The organism is Litoribacter ruber (genome assembly GCF_018449405.1).
Lineage (GTDB): Bacteria > Bacteroidota > Bacteroidia > Cytophagales > Cyclobacteriaceae > Litoribacter > Litoribacter ruber.
In genome coordinates, this window is the sequence record NZ_JAHCMY010000001.1 from 303600 (window position 1) to 321137 (window position 17538).

The 17538-nt window shown below is 44.1% G+C and carries 16 protein-coding genes; 5 read left to right on the forward strand and 11 right to left on the reverse strand.

Features of this window, described 5'->3' with window-relative positions:
- Positions 1-19: 19 nt before the first annotated feature.
- Together KI659_RS01385 and KI659_RS01390 are read left to right on the forward strand one after the other, a co-directional pair.
- Positions 20-370 (forward strand): MmcQ/YjbR family DNA-binding protein, encoded by a 351-nt coding sequence (locus tag KI659_RS01385; protein ID WP_213943548.1) that lies wholly within the window; start codon positions 20-22, stop codon positions 368-370.
- Positions 367-1335 carry an ABC transporter ATP-binding protein gene (locus tag KI659_RS01390; protein WP_213943549.1) on the forward strand — a complete coding sequence of 323 codons (969 nt, stop codon included), beginning with the start codon at positions 367-369 and terminating at the stop codon, positions 1333-1335. Before KI659_RS01385 ends, KI659_RS01390 begins: the two co-directional genes overlap by 4 nt.
- A gap of 8 nt (positions 1336-1343) precedes the next feature.
- Here the strand turns inward: KI659_RS01390 and KI659_RS01395 are convergent, their stop codons facing one another.
- Positions 1344-1952, reverse strand: coding sequence for a Uma2 family endonuclease (locus KI659_RS01395; RefSeq protein WP_213943550.1), 609 nt, complete (start codon positions 1950-1952; stop codon positions 1344-1346).
- A gap of 249 nt (positions 1953-2201) precedes the next feature.
- Positions 2202-2720, reverse strand: coding sequence for an FKBP-type peptidyl-prolyl cis-trans isomerase (locus KI659_RS01400; protein ID WP_213943551.1), 519 nt, complete (start codon positions 2718-2720; stop codon positions 2202-2204).
- A 198-nt stretch (positions 2721-2918) separates the two neighbouring features.
- Here KI659_RS01400 and KI659_RS01405 point away from each other — a divergent pair, with 198 nt between their 5' ends.
- The gene (locus KI659_RS01405; protein WP_143962245.1) at positions 2919-3113 is read left to right on the forward strand and encodes a hypothetical protein; all 195 of its coding nucleotides are present in this window, start codon (positions 2919-2921) and stop codon (positions 3111-3113) included.
- A gap of 58 nt (positions 3114-3171) precedes the next feature.
- Here KI659_RS01405 and leuS read toward each other — a convergent pair whose 3' ends face one another.
- The 5 genes from leuS to KI659_RS01430 all read right to left on the reverse strand — a co-directional run bounded on the left by leuS (position 3172) and on the right by KI659_RS01430 (position 10248).
- On the reverse strand, positions 3172-5946 hold the full coding sequence (gene leuS / locus KI659_RS01410) for a leucine--tRNA ligase (protein ID WP_213943552.1): 2775 nt from the start codon (positions 5944-5946) through the stop codon (positions 3172-3174).
- A 49-nt stretch (positions 5947-5995) separates the two neighbouring features.
- The gene (locus tag KI659_RS01415; protein ID WP_213943553.1) at positions 5996-7174 is read right to left on the reverse strand and encodes a hypothetical protein; all 1179 of its coding nucleotides are present in this window, start codon (positions 7172-7174) and stop codon (positions 5996-5998) included.
- Positions 7175-7242: 68 nt separating this feature from the next.
- Positions 7243-7815, reverse strand: coding sequence for a TlpA family protein disulfide reductase (locus KI659_RS01420; protein WP_213943554.1), 573 nt, complete (start codon positions 7813-7815; stop codon positions 7243-7245).
- Positions 7816-7875: 60 nt separating this feature from the next.
- Positions 7876-8730: an alpha/beta hydrolase family protein gene (locus KI659_RS01425; protein WP_213943555.1), complete on the reverse strand. Its 855-nt coding sequence runs from the start codon at positions 8728-8730 to the stop codon at positions 7876-7878.
- Between the two features lie 24 nt (positions 8731-8754).
- A complete protein-coding gene (locus KI659_RS01430) occupies positions 8755-10248 on the reverse strand; it encodes an amidase (RefSeq protein WP_213943556.1) in 1494 nt (497 codons plus the stop codon).
- Between the two features lie 292 nt (positions 10249-10540).
- On the opposite strand from KI659_RS01430, the gene KI659_RS01435 reads away from it, so the two are divergent.
- A complete protein-coding gene (locus KI659_RS01435) occupies positions 10541-11695 on the forward strand; it encodes a zinc-dependent alcohol dehydrogenase (RefSeq protein WP_213943557.1) in 1155 nt (384 codons plus the stop codon).
- Between the two features lie 12 nt (positions 11696-11707).
- The gene (locus tag KI659_RS01440) at positions 11708-12193 is read left to right on the forward strand and encodes a hypothetical protein (RefSeq protein ID WP_213943558.1); all 486 of its coding nucleotides are present in this window, start codon (positions 11708-11710) and stop codon (positions 12191-12193) included.
- A 175-nt stretch (positions 12194-12368) separates the two neighbouring features.
- Here the strand turns inward: KI659_RS01440 and KI659_RS01445 are convergent, their stop codons facing one another.
- From KI659_RS01445 to acs, 4 genes are all read right to left on the reverse strand, one after another.
- Positions 12369-12782: a hypothetical protein gene (locus KI659_RS01445; RefSeq protein ID WP_213943559.1), complete on the reverse strand. Its 414-nt coding sequence runs from the start codon at positions 12780-12782 to the stop codon at positions 12369-12371.
- 167 nt (positions 12783-12949) lie between these two features.
- Complete coding sequence (locus KI659_RS01450) at positions 12950-13621, reverse strand: 3'-5' exonuclease (RefSeq protein ID WP_213943560.1); 672 nt, start codon at positions 13619-13621, stop codon at positions 12950-12952.
- A complete protein-coding gene (locus KI659_RS01455) occupies positions 13618-15567 on the reverse strand; it encodes a DUF294 nucleotidyltransferase-like domain-containing protein (protein WP_213943561.1) in 1950 nt (649 codons plus the stop codon). The genes KI659_RS01450 and KI659_RS01455 overlap by 4 nt, the downstream gene beginning before the upstream one ends.
- A gap of 76 nt (positions 15568-15643) precedes the next feature.
- Positions 15644-17536 (reverse strand): acetate--CoA ligase, encoded by a 1893-nt coding sequence (acs, locus tag KI659_RS01460; protein ID WP_213943562.1) that lies wholly within the window; start codon positions 17534-17536, stop codon positions 15644-15646.
- Positions 17537-17538: the final 2 nt, after the last annotated feature.

The window sequence follows — 17538 nt, forward strand, 5'->3', positions numbered from 1 at the left end:
TGCTTTTTCCTTTATTTATATGCATATCGAGTTTTTTAGGGATTACTGTCTCAGCTTGCCCGGAGTGACCGAGGACACCCCGTTTGATGAGGATACCCTTTGCTTCCGAGTCGGGGGTAAGATTTTTGCCATAACCGACATATCATCATTCGAAAGTGTAAACCTTAAGTGTGATCCCGAGTGGGCTGTGGAGTTGCGCGAAATGCATTCCGGAATAGTACCCGGATATCATATGAACAAAAAACACTGGAATACCGTGTCATGTGATGGATCTGTCCCTCAAAAGCTGTTTGTCGAGCTTACCGATCATTCCTACTTTCTAGTGCTCAAAAGCCTTCCCAAAAAGACCCAAGCAGAAATATCCAAATGAGTTACCTCAAAATAGACAACATATCCAAGCAATATGACGAGAAGAATATTGCCTTAAGGCAGGTAGGGTTTGCCCTCAAAAAAGGGGAGGTGGTGTCGGTTTTGGGTGAAAGTGGCTCCGGCAAAAGTACTTTGCTAAGGATTATCGCTGGGCTGGAAATCCAGGATGAGGGTAGGGTGTATCTGGAGGATGAGAAAATCTTAAACCCTGCGGAAAAGCTGGTGGCAGGCTATGATGAAATCAAACTTATCCACCAACAATACAAACTTTACCTCAACTCCACGGTGGAGGAAAATATAGGTAGGCCACTTTTGCTTTATGACAAAGATTACCGGCGGGAAAGGGTTGAGGAAATTCTGCAAATGTTGAATCTCCATGCCTTTAGACATAAATTGCCCAAACAGCTTTCCGGAGGGCAGCAGCAGAAGGTAGCCATTGGCAGGGCACTGAGTATTGAGCCGGAGGTACTGCTGCTGGATGAGCCCTTCAGCAGCTTGGATACCATTCAGAAAAGGGAGCTGATCGAAGAGTTGAGGCATATTTTTGAGGATTCCGACATGACGGTGATCTTTGTGACGCATGACCTGGATGATGCCCTTTTGATGAGTAAAAAACTTTTCATCCTGAAAGATGGGGAATTGGTGCAGAAAGGTGCTCCTAGGGATATCTTCAGGAAGCCCAAAAACCTATACACAGCCCAGCTTTTCAGCCACCTCAATCCCATACCAGGCAATGGTGAGGCTTTTATAAGGCCCTCAGATGTGAAAATTGAAAAGGTGGACGGTAGGCTTGAGGCGGAAATTATCTCAGCCCAGTATTTGATTCATTATACCCAGCTGACGGTGCGGCTGAAAGATACGGATGTGATTTGGAAAGTCGAGGACCAAAATAGGCTGTATCAAAAGGGTGACAGCATCGGACTTTCATTTCATGAAGAAAACATTATTTCTTTTTCTCCCCAATAACTTTAACGTTAATCCAGGTCACGAAAAACATATTCCAAATCCAAATAAAATCCAGGCAGAGACCTGCATTCCACCAAGTCCCCTGTGGTCTGAAGCCTGGACGGTACATATTTACCGTTGATTAATGTATAGGTCAAGAGAGTTTGCTCAGCGGGTTGAATGATCCAATATTCTTTTACCCCGGCCTCTTCGTAAACTTCATATTTGTACTTAAGCTCTTTTTTATTGTTACCGGGGGAAAGGATCTCGATGATTAAATCTGGAGCGCCCACACAGCCCAATTCATCCAATTTATCTGGGTCGCACACTACACAGATGTCCGGTTGCACTACGGTGTCAATGTCCTCATGTTTTTTTGATTTAACCGGAAGCCGAACATCAAATGGGGCAGCATATGCCTTGCATGGGAGGCTTTCAAGAAAAGTAAAAAGTTTGTTGAATACTTTTCCTGAAATTTCCTGATGAACCCTTCTTGGTGCCGCAGCATTTCGAAACAACCTGCCTTTAATAAGCTCCACCATTTCATCATATTGCCAACTTAAATAATCCGCATAGGTGTACCTTCTATATTCGGTAAATGGCTCTCCGGCCTGATCCTTGATTTCCTCTTTTTCCATTATTCAATTTACTATTTATTGCCCTGATTTTCAACTAAAAAAGCCAAGACACAAACGAGGTCTTGGCTTTTTATCTTCATATTTGCAAATGGGTACTAAGTACCAGGTACTAAGTACATCGCAGGACATGACGCTCCGAGGAGCAATTGAAAGGTTCTTTTGTTATTTAATTGTTCTTCCTCTCGTGACCCTCGCTCCGGGCTTTGCTCTTTGGATGGGGTATCAGAATAACGAGAATTTTCGTACTTATCAATGCTGGTGTCCATGTTCGCCATGAACATGCCCATGGGAAATCTCCTCGTCAGTGGCTTCTCTTACCTCTTGAACTTCCCCCTCAAAATGTAGGTCAAATCCTACCAGAGGATGGTTGAAGTCCAACAAAACTTCCTCTCCAAGATCCTTTACAACTTTAGCCTGCATGGAATTGCCTTCCTCATCCGCCAAGGGAAGGAAATTGCCTTCTTCGAGCATTTCCGGAGTGAAACCGTTTTGGGCAGAAAACTGGTTTTTCGGAATGGACATGATCATCTCGTCATCAGCTTGGCCATATGCCTCTTCAGCCTTCAAGGTAAACTGAAAGGAATCGCCCTGTTGCTTGTTTTCCAATAAGGTCTCAAACTTCTCTGGAAGACCGCTAAGGCCGAAGATGAAATAAAAAGGATCCTCCTCATCTCTTACTTCCACACTGAAAGGAGCAGATTCCTCTCCCTCTTTGGTGACTTTAAGTTCATAAGTAAGGCCTACGATGGTTTTTTCTGTGATTTTCATATAGGTTGGTTTAAGGGAGGGTAGATCGGCCTCCAGTTTTTATTGATTTTAGTATAAGGTGTATAAAGATTAACTTCAGATTGGGCCCATTCGTTCGGTATAACAATTCATTTCTTTGGCTGTTTAATAATATTGATCCCTAATAAATAAAGTGGGGATCCTGTTTTCATTTGTACAACCCTAAACAACCTTTAAGTTATGCCTTACGATTTGGATAAATATTACAAAAAAGGAGAGGTCTTTTCGGCCAAGGATTACTCAATTCGGTCCAAAAGATCCGAGCAAGAAGTGAATACCGATTTCAGTACGTGGATGAAGGAAGGACGGATCAAAAGAAGTGAAAGAACCACTGACAAGATCAATGATCAAGGCCCTTTCTTTGAGTTTTTTTAGGGAAATATAAACCTGCCAGGATTCCTTTATTTTGAAAGATCCTGGCAGGTTTTAAAGTTTAAACCACCACGTTAATAATTTTACCAGGCACCACTATGACCTTTTTGGGCTGGTTGCCCTCTAGCCATTTTTGCACCACCTCGTTTTGCATGGCTGCTTCCTCAATTTCAGCCTTATTCAAACTCAATGGTAAGGCAAGCTTGGTTCTCATTTTGCCATTGATGGAAACAGGATATTCATGGCTGTTTTCCACCAGGTGCTCTTCCTTAAATTCAGGATATCCAGCTTCTACCACTGAAGTGGTATGACCCAACCTAGACCAAAGCTCTTCAGCGATATGCGGGGCATATGGCGCTACCACAATGGCCAACGGTTCCAAGATCTCCCTTTTGTTGCATTTCAAAGCTGTGAGCTCATTCACGCAGATCATAAAGCTGGATACGGAAGTATTGAATGAATAATTTTTCATGTCCTCCTCAGCCTTTTTAATCGTTTTATGAAGAGACTTCAATTCTTCTGGGCTGGCCTTTTCGTCCGAAATGGCCAAATTTCCATTATTGTCATGATAGAGATTCCAAAGTTTCCTCAAGAACTTGAAGACCCCGTCAATGCCGTTTGTATTCCATGGCTTAAACTGCTCCAATGGCCCTAAGAACATTTCATAAAGCCTCAAGGTGTCAGCACCATATCTTGAAATAATATCGTCAGGGTTGACCACATTGTATTTAGACTTGGACATTTTTTCCACCTCTGACCCGCAGATGTATTTGCCATCTTCCAAAATGAACTCGGCATCCTTCAGGTCTGGTCTCCAAGCCTTAAATTTATCCAGATTCAATTGATCATTGTATACAATATTGACATCCACATGCATGGCGGAGGTATCGTATCCATCCTTCAGTCCGTAGCTTACAAATTTATTGGTGCCTTTCACCCTGTAAACAAAATTTGATCTTCCTTGGATCATGCCTTGGTTGATCATTTTTTGGAAAGGTTCTTTCACATTTACCAAGCCCAAGTCATAGAGGAATTTTGTCCAGAAGCGGCTGTAGAGCAGGTGCCCCGTGGCATGCTCGGCTCCGCCAATATATAAATCCACATTGCCCCAGTAATCAAGCTTGACCTTATCGGCAAAAGCATTTTCGTTTTTTGGGTCCATGTATCGGAAGAAATACCAGCTAGAACCCGCCCAGCCAGGCATCGTGCTTTTTTCCAATGGAAACTCCCCTTCAGAAGTCTTGTAGGTCCAGTCCGCAGCACGTCCCAAAGGCGGTTCACCGTCCTCAGTTGGCAAATATTTATCCACCTCTGGCAAAACCAAAGGCAGGTCTTTTTCATCAATCAGGTAAGGAAGGCCATCCTTGAAATAAACTGGCAAGGGCTCGCCCCAGTACCGCTGGCGGGTAAAAATCGCATCACGCATTCTGTACTGGATTTTGGCCTTACCTAGCTTTTTGTCCTCGAGGTGCTCTATGCCTTTTTTCATGGCTTCCTTGACAGAAAGGCCGTTTAAAAAGTCAGAGTTGATGATATTTCCATCTTTGGCAGAAAAAGCCCCATCTTCCATGCTGCCTTCCACTACCTGACGGATTTCCAAGCCAAAATGCTTGGCAAATGCATAGTCCCTGTCATCATGCGCAGGGACGGCCATGACGGCCCCGGTGCCATACCCGGCCAGTACATAATCCGCAACCCAGATGGGCAGCTCTTCCCCGTTGAAGGGGTTGACGCCATAAGAGCCCGTGAAAACACCGGTGATATGCTTTACATCGGTCATTCGGTCTCTTTCTGAGCGGTTTTTAGCCACAGCCACGTACTCATCCACTTCTTTCCTGTGCTCCTCTGTAGTCAAAGCATCCACAAGTTCGCTTTCCGGAGCTAGGGCCAAATAGGTGACTCCATAAATGGTGTCAATCCTGGTGGTGAAAACTTTAATTTTTTCAGCCTTGCCTACTACTCTAAAGGTCATTTCAGCACCAATGGATTTGCCTATCCAGTTACGCTGCATTTCTTTGATTGGCTCTGCCCAGTCCACAGTTTCCAGGTCCTGAAGCAATCTTTCCGCATAAGCAGTGATCCTCATGCTCCACTGCATCATTTTTTTCCGCTCTACAGGGTGGCCGCCTCTTTCCGAATACCCATCCTTTACCTCGTCATTGGACAAAACAGTTCCCAAAGCCGGGCACCAGTTTACGGTGGTTTCAGCCAAAAATGTCAGGCGGTATTTGAGCAGCATTTCCTGTTGTTGCTTTTCCGTAAATTCATTCCACTCATGGGCAGTAAAAAATGGGGTGTCCTCATCACAGGCTGCATCTACATTCAGGTTTCCCTCTTCTTTGAACTTTTGGATCAAAGACTGGATGCTTTTGGCCTTTCTCTCCTTATGATCATAGTAGGAGTTGAAGATCTGCATGAAAATCCACTGGGTCCACTTGTAATAGCTGGGATCGGAAGTCCGTACCTCTTTAGACCAGTCAAACGCAAACCCGATGTTTTTCAACTGCTGGGTGTAGCGTGAAATATTTTCCTCGGTCGTGAGAGCAGGATGCTGGCCAGTCTGGATGGCATACTGTTCCGCGGGAAGTCCAAAAGAATCGTACCCCATCGGGTGGAGAACGTTAAAGCCCTTCGCTCTTTTGAATCGGGTAACTATGTCAGAAGCTATGTATCCAAGTGGGTGTCCCACGTGCAGCCCTGCCCCGGAAGGGTAGGGAAACATGTCAAGGGAATAAAACTTTGGTTTGGAAGTGTCTGGTTGGGCATTGAAAACCTGGTTTTGCTCCCAGTATGCCTGCCACTTTTTCTCGATCTCTTGAAAATTATATTCAGCCATTTATAAGCGGATGTTTTCGATTTTGGAATAAGTTGCAAAATTAAACAAATTATTGGAAGGATTGGGAGGAAGTGGCGTTACCTTCTTTTAACTGATAAATGCTGTATTTTGTAAATTCTTCTTCTACATCTTCATTGGCCTCATCGAGTACCAAAAGACGGTCACCGGGTAAGGAGAATAGCATGGTGCCTGAAGGGAGATCGATTTCCCCTTCAAGCTGCTTTCCGTCTTTAAAAATCAGCAGTTTGTTTTCATCCCGAAGATTCTTGGGCATAAAAGAGGTGCCCTCCGATCGAAAGGTTTCATATTTACTTTGAGATATGCCTGTATAATAACTCAGCAAGAAGGTATTTTCATTTATAGGATACAGGGATTTATTTCGGCCAGAAGTGTGGAAGATGGCATTTACTTTATCCATATCACTATTGCTGCCTAGAGGCAATGGAGTGGCTTTTTTCCAGTTTTTATGGGAAATCGGAATTTGGCGGGAAAGTTTAAAGTCATTTTTCAGATCATATACCTGGATTGAACTTCCCAGGTTTTGGGCCACAAATAATTCATCGTCTTGGATAAAATATGATTTTCCCATAAGATTGTAATAGATATGGTCGGTTTCTTTGTATACACCTTCCGGTCCATAGGGAACTGCGCTTTGTAATGCTCCAGTTTCAAAATTCAGCACCAGGAAGTTTTGAAGTGTATCTCTTCCTTCTTCATCATGGATAAGCGCGTGGTTTGATAAATAAGTAGAAGGGCCTACTAGGTAATGGTAGTCCCCATCCAAGTTGAAAAATTGATTTTTGCCCAAAGGAACATTTGCCCTAACCGGCAACATATTCCTGATGCCGCTTTTATGGGTTTGCTGGTAATCCTGGTCGTAGCTGATCAATTGAAAAGAGGTTTGGACCATTCGTTCTCCATGTGGGCCAAAGCTCAGTGCTACAGGATTGCGGGCGCCAAAGGTGTCGGGTCCTTCTCCTTTTCTATTCACGGTTTTGAGGATTTTTCCATTTGGATCCAGTTCGATAAAATTATCATCTCCTTCTGAAAAGGCCAAAAATATATCCTCCTCTGGGCTATAATCAAGGATTCTCACATGTGTGAGATAATCGACCTGGAAAGAATCGACTCTTTCCAATGTGAAGGAAGTAGCTTCACTTTCTGCCTCATTTTCATTTTCACAGGCCAAAATGGCAATGCAAAAAGGGATAAGTAATAGGTTTTTCATAACTAATAGTTTTGTTAAAAATAAATAAAAATTAGTTATGAATCAAAAAGCTTTGCCGGATGTAATGCTTAAAGGCCTAGCAAAAACTCTTCAAACTCCCTAGTGTTAAAATTGCTCATACCTTCCTGGTAGAAGACAATTTCTCCAGCGGGGCTCACCACCAGGGTGGTGGGGATGGATTGGCTTTGAAGTGCCCCATTTAAGCCATGGCTGGCATGGTAAACAGGAAAACTCCAAGTTTTCTTCTCAATCAAATTTTTGCTCTTTTGGAAATCATCATCCAAGGCAATCATCAAAAACTCAATGTCCTCGCGATGACTTACTTTTTTGTAAAGTTCAGCAATATGTGGCATTTCCGCCCTGCACGGCGGGCACCAGGTAGCCCAAAGGTTGATAAATAAGGTTTTGCCTTCGAAATCCTGTAAATTCACCACGTTGCCCTCAATATCGGTAAGCCTGCCCCTGAAGTCAAAGGATTCATTTTCTTTATTCTCCAGCAATACTTTCGGTTTAATCAGCCTGGTGGACAACATCACCGATTGAAGTCCTCCCACAATTGGGGTAATCAAGCCAGTAAAATAAAGTGCTGCAAATACAATGAGGATAATCCCCCAGCTTTTGATCTCTTTCTTCCAATCCATTTTAATCTATTTCAGAAACTCAAATTTAGAGGAAATTTCTTGGCCCTAAGGTGACCCAGGTCACTTAGGGAAACTTTCCAGCCACTCAATGGGGATTTTCCACAAGCTGTCGCTGAATTTTTTCCGGAAAAAGTTGATGTGCCCAATGGATTTTGTATCATGATCTTTGGGGTTAACATGGACGCGTTTTACTGATGCATTTCTTATAATCGATTCTGCAAAGCGGTCCACAGCCTTTTTGGGAGCCATTAGGTCATCATCAATGCTGATGGAAAGGAAAGGTTGGCTGATGTCGGCGTAATGGTTTTCTGACATGGCCGCCAGTTCCATGATGGAATTGGGATGCGTGATTAATATCCGCCAGTCCTTGGCTACCCCATAAGGCAGGGGCTCTCCAAGATTGACATAATGGGAGGGAAAATAGCCATAAAGCTTGTTGAAAGTCGGGAGAATCACATGAAAGAGCGACAAGACCAAAGGTTTATAGTGAAAGTCAAAATGCTTCCAATAGCCATGCTGGGCCGCCACGGTGATAAAACCGTCATAGGCCTGATAAGCATCACTCAACCCCATAAAAATGCCTCCGACACTATGTCCAATCATGAATTTGCTAAAAGAGGGATGCTGGGCGTGGATGTATTCAGTGATCCCCTTGAAGTCCTTGGAAGCCCAATCTCGCATGGTCGCGTCAAAGCCTTTGAGTTTTTTGGGGGAGCTTTTCCCTATTCCTCTGTAATCGTAAGTATATACGGTATATCCCAGATCCGCCAAGTGTGAGGCAAATGGGCCGTAAAATTCCTGTCTTACGCCCGTGGCAGCGGAAATAACCACCACCCGCTCATTTGGGGTGGTGGGGGAGTACCAGCAGGCTTTGATCAGGAAACCATCTGTGGCCTTAATATCAATGGATTGCATAAAATCATCTCAAGTGTTCAATCCTTAAACACTCATTTCATCCGCAATTGTTTCTGTTTTGAACAGCCCTGTTGGCTGGATAAATCCTTTGGTCAGGGAGGCCACTTTTTTTGCAAATTCCAAAAGTTGTGGCTCACTCCAGTGAGGGCCTACAATTTGGACTCCCACGGGCAGGCCTTCCTTACTAAGTCCCAATGGGATGGTAACGGAAGGGTTTCCAGAGGCATTGAAACAGGCCAAATACGGGAATACATAATCCAGATAATTCAGCTCCTTGCCTTCATATTTCAATTTGCTCCCAAGTTTGCAACGCTCATAGGCGGGGCCAAAAGCGACCGGGCAAATTAGAAACTCATATTCCTTAAAATACTCCTCCCATTTTTGGGTAAGCTTGCTCTTGGTAAGCATCACTTCGGCATAATGGTTGACATTTAGTTTGAAGGCTTTTTTCAGGACATCCCAATATCTCGGACTTCTTTTGAGCAGTCCTTTTTTGAGTTGGAATTTGATTATGGCCCTTACAAACCAGGGGGTCCCGTTACTGATCACATAAGGAAACAAGCTCATAAAGAGCCTCAGACTGTCTTCATGTAGGTTGCCTACTGGGGGCTGATTGTGGGTTTGGGTGCCTTCTTTCTCCAATTTGCCGATCAGGTCCTTCAGCTTAGATGAAACCTCATTGCTGGTTTCATACCCAGGCCATGAGTCCGTCCATGCTATTTTGTATTCAGAAAGAGGTTTTTCCACCGGCTTTTTCCAATCGATCAAGGGGATGTTGCGGTCGCTTTCATGAGGTCCTTTGATAATGTTCCAAAGCGTTTCCACATCATCCAAGTTTCTGGCTAACGGCCCCGCCTGTGCCATATGGATCAAGAAGGTGTTGGCACCTTTGGGGAGGGGAAGGTTGCCGTGCAAGGGAACGGTTTTGTCTGTAGGTTTCAGACCATAAAGCCCACAGAAACTTGCCGGGATCCTCACCGAACCTCCAAAGTCGGTGCCCAATTCCAAGGGGGTAAATCCTGCTGCTAAGGCCGCAGCACCGCCACCTGTACTGCCTCCAGGCGTGTGGACAAGGTTGTAGGGGTTTTTCCCTTCAGGGTAAAGATCTCCCCAGACCTGAAAATCCAACAGATTTTGAGGCACATTAGTCTGGCCCAAGATCACGGCCCCGCTGGCCTTGATCCGCTGCACAACCACCGCGTCTTCAGGGCCCACGAAATCCTTCAGCATTTTGAAGTTTGCCGTGCTGCTTTTTCCTTTAATCCAAAACTGCTCCTTAATCGTAACTGGCACGCCATGGAGTGGACCCAAAAACTGTCCATTTTTCGCCTCAACATCGCGGCTTCTGGCTGTTTCCAGCGCCTCTTCCTCAAAAATACTGATGAGGGCGTTAAATTTATTATTGGTGGATTTTATATAATCCAGGTGTTCTTTGACAATTTCCTCACTACTAGCTTTTTGTTCACGAATGAGGCTTGCCAATTCAGTGGCTGATTTAAAAATAAATGAATACATCATAAGGGCGATAATTAAATTATGTATGCTAAGCTAAAGCTATTTTATCGAATCGCAATAAAGAAATATAAAATAGATAATTTGGCAAGGTTAAAAAATCAATTCAGTTATCCATATGCTAAGTCTTGTAAATGTGGCAGTTGTGGAACTGCAAATGACTGATTAATAAATTTATATAGGAAGTCGGCAATTCCATAAATGTTAGGTGGTGGCATGGTTTTGCTTTAAGTTTTAAAGACTTGCCTTTCAAATAGGGAAGGATTTTCAATTTTTCACAACCACAAAACCAACCGCCATGTTAGCAATGAATTATAGGGGCCCCAAAAGGGTCCGAGTAGACAAAAAACCGGAGCCTACAATCCTACATCCCGAAGACGCCATTGTCCGAGTGACGAGATCATGCATCTGCGGCTCTGATTTGCACCTTTATAATGGACTGGTGCCTGATACAAGAGTAGGCTCTACGTTCGGCCATGAGTTTGTAGGCGTGGTGGAGGAAATCGGCAGTGATGTTACCAACGTGAAAGTGGGGGACAATGTGCTGGTGCCTTTCAATATCGCCTGCGGCAAATGTGCTTTCTGCAAGCAAGGCCTTTTTGGCAATTGCCATGAAGCCAACTCCCAGGCCACGGCTGTGGGGGGTATTTTCGGGTATTCTCATACAGCAGGGGGATATGATGGCGGGCAGGCAGAATATGTCCGCGTTCCCTATGCCAACGTGGGGCCCACGGTAATTCCCGAAGGAATGGATCCGGATGATGCCGTATTGTTGACCGATGTGGTGCCTACCGGCTATCAGGCAGCCGAAATGGGAGGGATCCAAAAAGGCGATACCGTAGTGATTTTCGGTGCCGGGCCCATTGGCATCATGGCGGCAAAGTGCTCATGGCTCTTCGGAGCGGGAAGAGTGATTGTCATCGACCATATAGAATACCGGTTGGAATTTGCGAAAAATTACGCCCAATGCGAGGTCTATAATTTTAAATCCATGGATGACCCTGTGCTTTTCATCAAAAAGGAAACCGACTGGATGGGGGCCGATGTATGTATTGATGCCGTGGGTGCAGAGGCGGCTGGAGATGTGATGCAAACGATCACGGGCAGAAAATTACTGCTCCAAGCCGGGTCCGCTACCGCACTACATTGGGCTATCAACGGTGTAAAGAAAGGTGGTATTGTTTCAATAGTCGGTGTATATGGGCCTACGGACAACTTGGTGCCCATAGGAAATGTGGTGAACAAAGGTATTACCATCCGCGCCAACCAGGCTTCGGTAAAGAGGTTGCTGCCCAAATTGATCAAACATGTACAAGATGGGCTGATAGATCCAAAAGCGCTCATAACCCATCGGGTGCCCTTGGAGGAGATTGCCGATGCATACCATATTTTCTCCGAAAAACTGGACAACTGTATCAAACCTGTGCTCATTCCACCATCCGCTAACAGATAAAATAGAACCGTCATGGAACATAAAATTAAAGATTACACACGTATCAAGGGTTGGGGGGTAGATGCCGATCCTGAAAATGATCCAACTTATCCATTAAAAAATCGAACCAATGAGGAACACAAAGGTTACAGTTGGGAGCGGCCACCGCAGCAGGTGGTCAACATGGAAATATTGAAGTCGGTAGAAAGGCCAAATGTATCTGCAGTTTTCGGAACATCCATGCCGCCAAGCGGATTGAGCGGAAAACTTAGGCGATTTGCCTATCAGTGGAGTGAAAATACTTACACCAGATGGCTTACCTTGATTTTTGCCGATCGGGTAAATGAATATGAGGGAATAGTTGAGGATATAAAAAGCGGAAACATTCCGAACTTATTTGCTGAAAAAGGTTGGAAAGCTGAGTGGCGGCTTAAACCGGAAAGGTTAGCTATTAAAATAGGTACAACGGCTGCAATAGTTACAGCTCTGTTGACAGTAATGATAAGGAAAAGTAAATAACAAAATTGACCAGGCCCGAGGCTTCCATCTACAATTTAGGTGGGGGCCTCAATTTTTTTTACCCAATTGAAAGCCAAAAAGCTGACTTATGCGCTATGGCTTTATTTTAGTCTCTTTTAGATATAAAAAAAATCCCGAATCTGAGGAGATTCGGGATTTGCGTTTGTTTGTTTAATTATTCGCCAAACTGTTTTTCCCACTGAAGGAAAGATTGATAAGAAACATTGTTCTTTTTGCTGAAATCAGCTTTGTTAGCATATTTCTTTTGATTGTCATGCCAGTCTTTGATCAACTCTCTTTTTTCATCATCAGTCAATCTTTTTCTTTTACCGCCTGTCGCAGAACCGCCACCAGTTACAGCGCCAAGAAGTTTGTTTAGTTGATTTAACTCCTTATTGTCTGACAAATCAATACCGAAAGCATTTTTGAATGAAACAAGTGCTGAGTTTTTAGAAGAAGTGATAGTAACATTCACACCTGCTTTGCTAGCTTGCTCTAAGGTGTATTTTTTGCCTTGGGCATCCACTGCCATCATTTCATCACTTTCTAAATCAGCTGTGATTTCTTTTAGTTTTTCTAATGTGTTCATTGTCTGTAATGGTTTTAAAAATATATTCTAATTAATCTAATTAATTTGAGTTTACCAAATCTATTAAATAAAAAAATATAAATCTATAAAAAATCATTTTAAATCTAGTTAAAAAACTTATTTGAGAAGCGTAGTTGGACTCTTGTCAATAGTTTTTTAATACAAAATTAAAGGTGTGATAATTTTGTAATGCTCTTGTTTTCAGCTGATTTCAGCAGTTTCATAAAAAGTATCGCCGTTAGCATGGCGTCCCCAGATGCAGTATGCCGGTCATGCAATGGGATTTTATATCTTTTGCAAAGTGCGTCTAGACTATATTCTTCATTTCTTATTAATTCTGGATTAAAGTGATAACCCTTCTCAAGTCTTACGGCCAATTCAAAAGTGTCTATGGTTTTATTCAAAAGCTTTTTTAAGCCAAAAGGGCGGTAAGTCTTTTGTAACATTTGAATATCAAACCCCACATGGTGCCCTACCACTATGCTGTTTCCGATATATTGTAAAGAATGTTGTGCAAATGAGGAAAGCTCTTCCGCATCATTTTTTTGAACAATTTCATGAACGGATAAAGCTTCACTTTTAACCAAAGGGGCCTTTACATATATTTCTAAAAGATCACTTAAATGGATGTGATATTTTTTGACCTTTAAAGCCCCAAAAGACAAGATGTAATCTTTATTTACATTTAACCCGGTAGTTTCCGTGTCAAGAATACAAAAAGTGAGTTGGTCTAATGGAGTATCAGGATTGGTTTTTGAGCGGAATTTATCTTCATATTCCTTTACAAAATCAGTTTTGGTAAATTCGTCTTCCCATATTTTTTTCCACCAGCTACTCATCCCTTAAAATAGTCTAATTGGAATCTCACTCGGAGCAAGGCCTGCAGCTCATCGATGGGATAAAACGCATTCTTTAACAATTGCCTTTGTAGTTTTCCTAGTTTGTTTGGCTCTATATATCTTCCTGATGATTCGGACTTCAGCCCCTCGATGGCACGAATCCTCATCAGAATCTCGTATGCTTTGGCTGCCTCTAGATATATCTCTTTGTTCTGGGGCTCTACTTCTGCCAATTTTTCAAATCTTTTAAAAGTGTTGTTAATATCAACCATTTTATGACTTAAGACCAATAGTCGGGCAATATCTGTCAAAGGCATCATAGCCCTCATTTTGATATCAAATTTATCACGGTGCTCCCCTGATTTTTCTACCACAAAATTTCTAAAAAAACCCAAGGGAGCGGGATTCATATTGGCATTTTTTGCTAAAAAATTTAAGAAAACTGATTTGCCTTCTATTTCCTTATAGATATGTTTGGCCATGGCCTCTGATAATTTTTTCTGGCCATATATGGGTCTGAAATCAAAAAATATGGCCGAATGCATTAGCGACTCTTCGGTGGGATTGCTTATCCATTCCGAAAAATATTTCTTCCACTGGTCCAAGGGCTGACACCATTTTGGATTATTGGCCATCATCAGGGCTGGACAGGGATGAAAACCACAGGCCAAGAGAATGTCAATGACAGATTGGGCAAGTTCTGCCAGAAAAGGTCTGGCCGCCATATCAGCCTCAGGATCCAGGTCTTCGTAAACAATCGCATTGTCCAGATCAGTGCGCAGCAGCTGCTCTTCTCTGCCTTCGCTTCCCAAGGAAATGAAGCAGAATTTGATTTTCCTGACTTCCTCGGGGTACTTTTTCTCTAGATTCCTTTTTGATATTTCTATTGCCCTTTGGATGATCAGGTCATTTATCTCAGAAATGATATTGGCCACAAAGTCCATGGAGACTTCATTCTCCAAATAATACTTAAGCAACCTCTCTGCACGGTTCCTGATTTTTGCCATCTCTTTAACCTCTGAGGTGTTCTGTAGGCCATGGATCAATACCGCTGGACTGTTTCCCTGAGCGAGCAAAATGTCATGGTCAGAGATGATGCCCACAACCTTTGAGCTCGCTGTCCCATCTTCTGTGAATATTAAATGGTGAAGCTTTTGCCTTACCATGGTCAGGTACAGGTCTGGGAAGTTCGCATTTGGTTTCATGGTGGTAAGGGGACTGCTCATGATACGCTCCACGGGTGTCTCAAATGGGAGCTTCTTAGCCACCAATCTATTGCGAAGGTCCTTGTCTGTAATTATCCCTAGAGGCAGCTTTTCATTGTCTACAATGATGATGGAACCTACGTCTCTCTCTGCCATTTTTAATGCGGCGGCATGACAGCTTTCACCGATTTGACAGGTGAGCACTTCATGCTTTATCCGCACGTCAGATTGTCCGGTAAACAAGAGTAGGCCAATATCCTTGGTGGGGGAACCCAAAATGCTTCGGGCTTGCTGGGATTTGGAAAGGTCATTCCTGACTACCACCTGACCGGAGGCAAAGCCTGCCGCAAAGTACAGTGCTACCCGGTTGTTTTCCTTTAGAATGCTTTCAAAAGTTTGCACGGGTATAGCATAAACCAGGCTGTTTTCCGCTGCTTGGGCATTGAGCCTGTAGGGCCGTTTGCCCATCAGGGCCATCACGCCAAAGACATCCCCCTCATCGCATTTCTCATAGATTTCCTGCCTTCCGTCAATACTTTGGGTAAGATGGATTTCGCCTTCCTTTAGGACAAAAAAGCAATCTTGGGCTGGTTCTCCCTGTTCGAAAAGGTATTCCTGCGGGGCAAAAAAACGTATCTCCACAGCGGTGGCTACCGCCTCTAAGGCGGCCTCATCCAAAAAAGAAAAGGGTGGGTAACTCTGCAGGAATTCCCTGACCCTATTTATGATAACATTGGCCATATTACGGAAGTTAAAGAAAGTTTTAAGCAAAAAAAAAGAGGCATACCGGACTTTTTGGTATGCCTCACTAGTCGAATTATTTCCTGCCGTCAATAATCTCGGTCACTACCTCAGGATCAAGTAGGGTGGAGGTGTCACCCATATTATCCAAGCTTCCTTCGGCCACTTTTCGCAAAATCCTTCTCATTATTTTGCCCGAACGGGTTTTGGGAAGTCCAGAGACGATCTGGATTTTATCCGGTTTGGCTATTGGGCCAATGATCTTGGAAACAGTGTCCTTGATTTCGTTGACCAGGTTTTCCTCGGTTCTGTTTTTCATGTCGGAAATCACGTAAGCGTATATTCCCTGACCTTTCACTTCATGCGGATAGCCAACCACTGCTGATTCGATCACAAGTGGGTGCTCGTTGATGGCATTTTCCACTTCGGCAGTGCCCATTCTGTGACCGGAAACGTTGATTACATCATCCACTCGGCCGAGGATCCTGTAATAACCGTCATGGTCTCTTTTTACACCATCCCCTGTAAAATACATGCCTTTATAAGTGGAGAAATAGGTCTGCTTGCAACGCTCATGGTCCCCATAAGTCGTTCTCAGCATGCCTGGCCAAGGGAAGCAGATGCAAAGGTTGCCTTCTACCGAATTGCCGGTCATGATTTTCCCCTCATTATCCACTATGCATAGTTGAATACCCGGCAACGGTAAAGTAGCATAAGCAGGTTTGGTCGGGGTGATGCCGGCAATTGGAGAAACCATGATCCCGCCGGTTTCCGTCTGCCACCAGGTATCAACAATGGGGCAGCGAGTCTTGCCGATATGTGTATGGTACCAGTGCCAAGCCTCCTCGTTGATTGGTTCACCTACCGAACCCAGCACCTTGAGACTGCTTAGGTCATACGGTTCGATTGGGTCAGTGCCATGGGCCTGAAGTGCACGGATGGCGGTAGGGGCGGTGTAAAATTGGTTGACCTTATATTTTTCACAGACCGCCCAGAACCGGCCCGCATCCGGATATGTCGGCACGCCTTCAAACATTATGGATGTGGCCCCTGCCAACAATGGTCCGTAGACAATATACGAATGGCCAGTGATCCAGCCAATGTCTGCTGTGCACCAATACACATCACCGGGTGAATATTGGAATACGTTCTCGAAAGAGTATTTTGTATAAACCATATAGCCGCCAATCGTGTGGACCACTCCTTTAGGCTTGCCGGTGGAACCTGAGGTGTAAAGGATGAAGAGCATGTCTTCGCTATCCATCACCTCAGCTTTGTTGGTGTCTTCTTCCCCTTCGATTACCTCATGCCACCAGTGATCACGACCTTCCTTCATGGTCACTTCTTGCCCGGTTCGCTGGTAGACGATCACGGTGTCGACGGAGGATTTTTCCAAGGCCTCATCCACCACGCTCTTGACGCCTATTTTCTTGTTGCCCCGGTAATTGCCGTCGGAGGTCAGGATGGCTTTAGCCCCACAGTCATTGACCCGGTCGGCCAAGGCGGAGGAGCTGAATCCGGCAAAAACCACCGAATGGATGGCTCCGATCCTGGCACAGGCTAGCATGGCCACGGCGGCTTCCGGCACCATGGGCATATAGATGATTACCCGGTCGCCTTTTTTTATACCTTTGGCCTTTAGCGCATTTGAAAATCTACAGACCTCATGGTAAAGTTCTCTGTATGTAATGGTCCGGCCCTCCTCATTGGGGTCGTTTGGCTCCCAAATGATTGCCGCTCTGTCACCCAGGGTATAAAGGTGTTTTTCAAATATGTTTTCGGTGATGTTGAGTTTTGCATTGACAAACCATTTAATATCCGGCCCTTCAAAATCCCACTCCAGGACCTTGTCCCATCTTTTCTGCCAATGAAAGGAATCAGCTATTCTGGCCCAGAACTTTTCAGGCTCGGTCACCGATTTTTGATATTCATGGAAGTATCCGCTCAGCGTGTGGATTCTATCGCTCATAA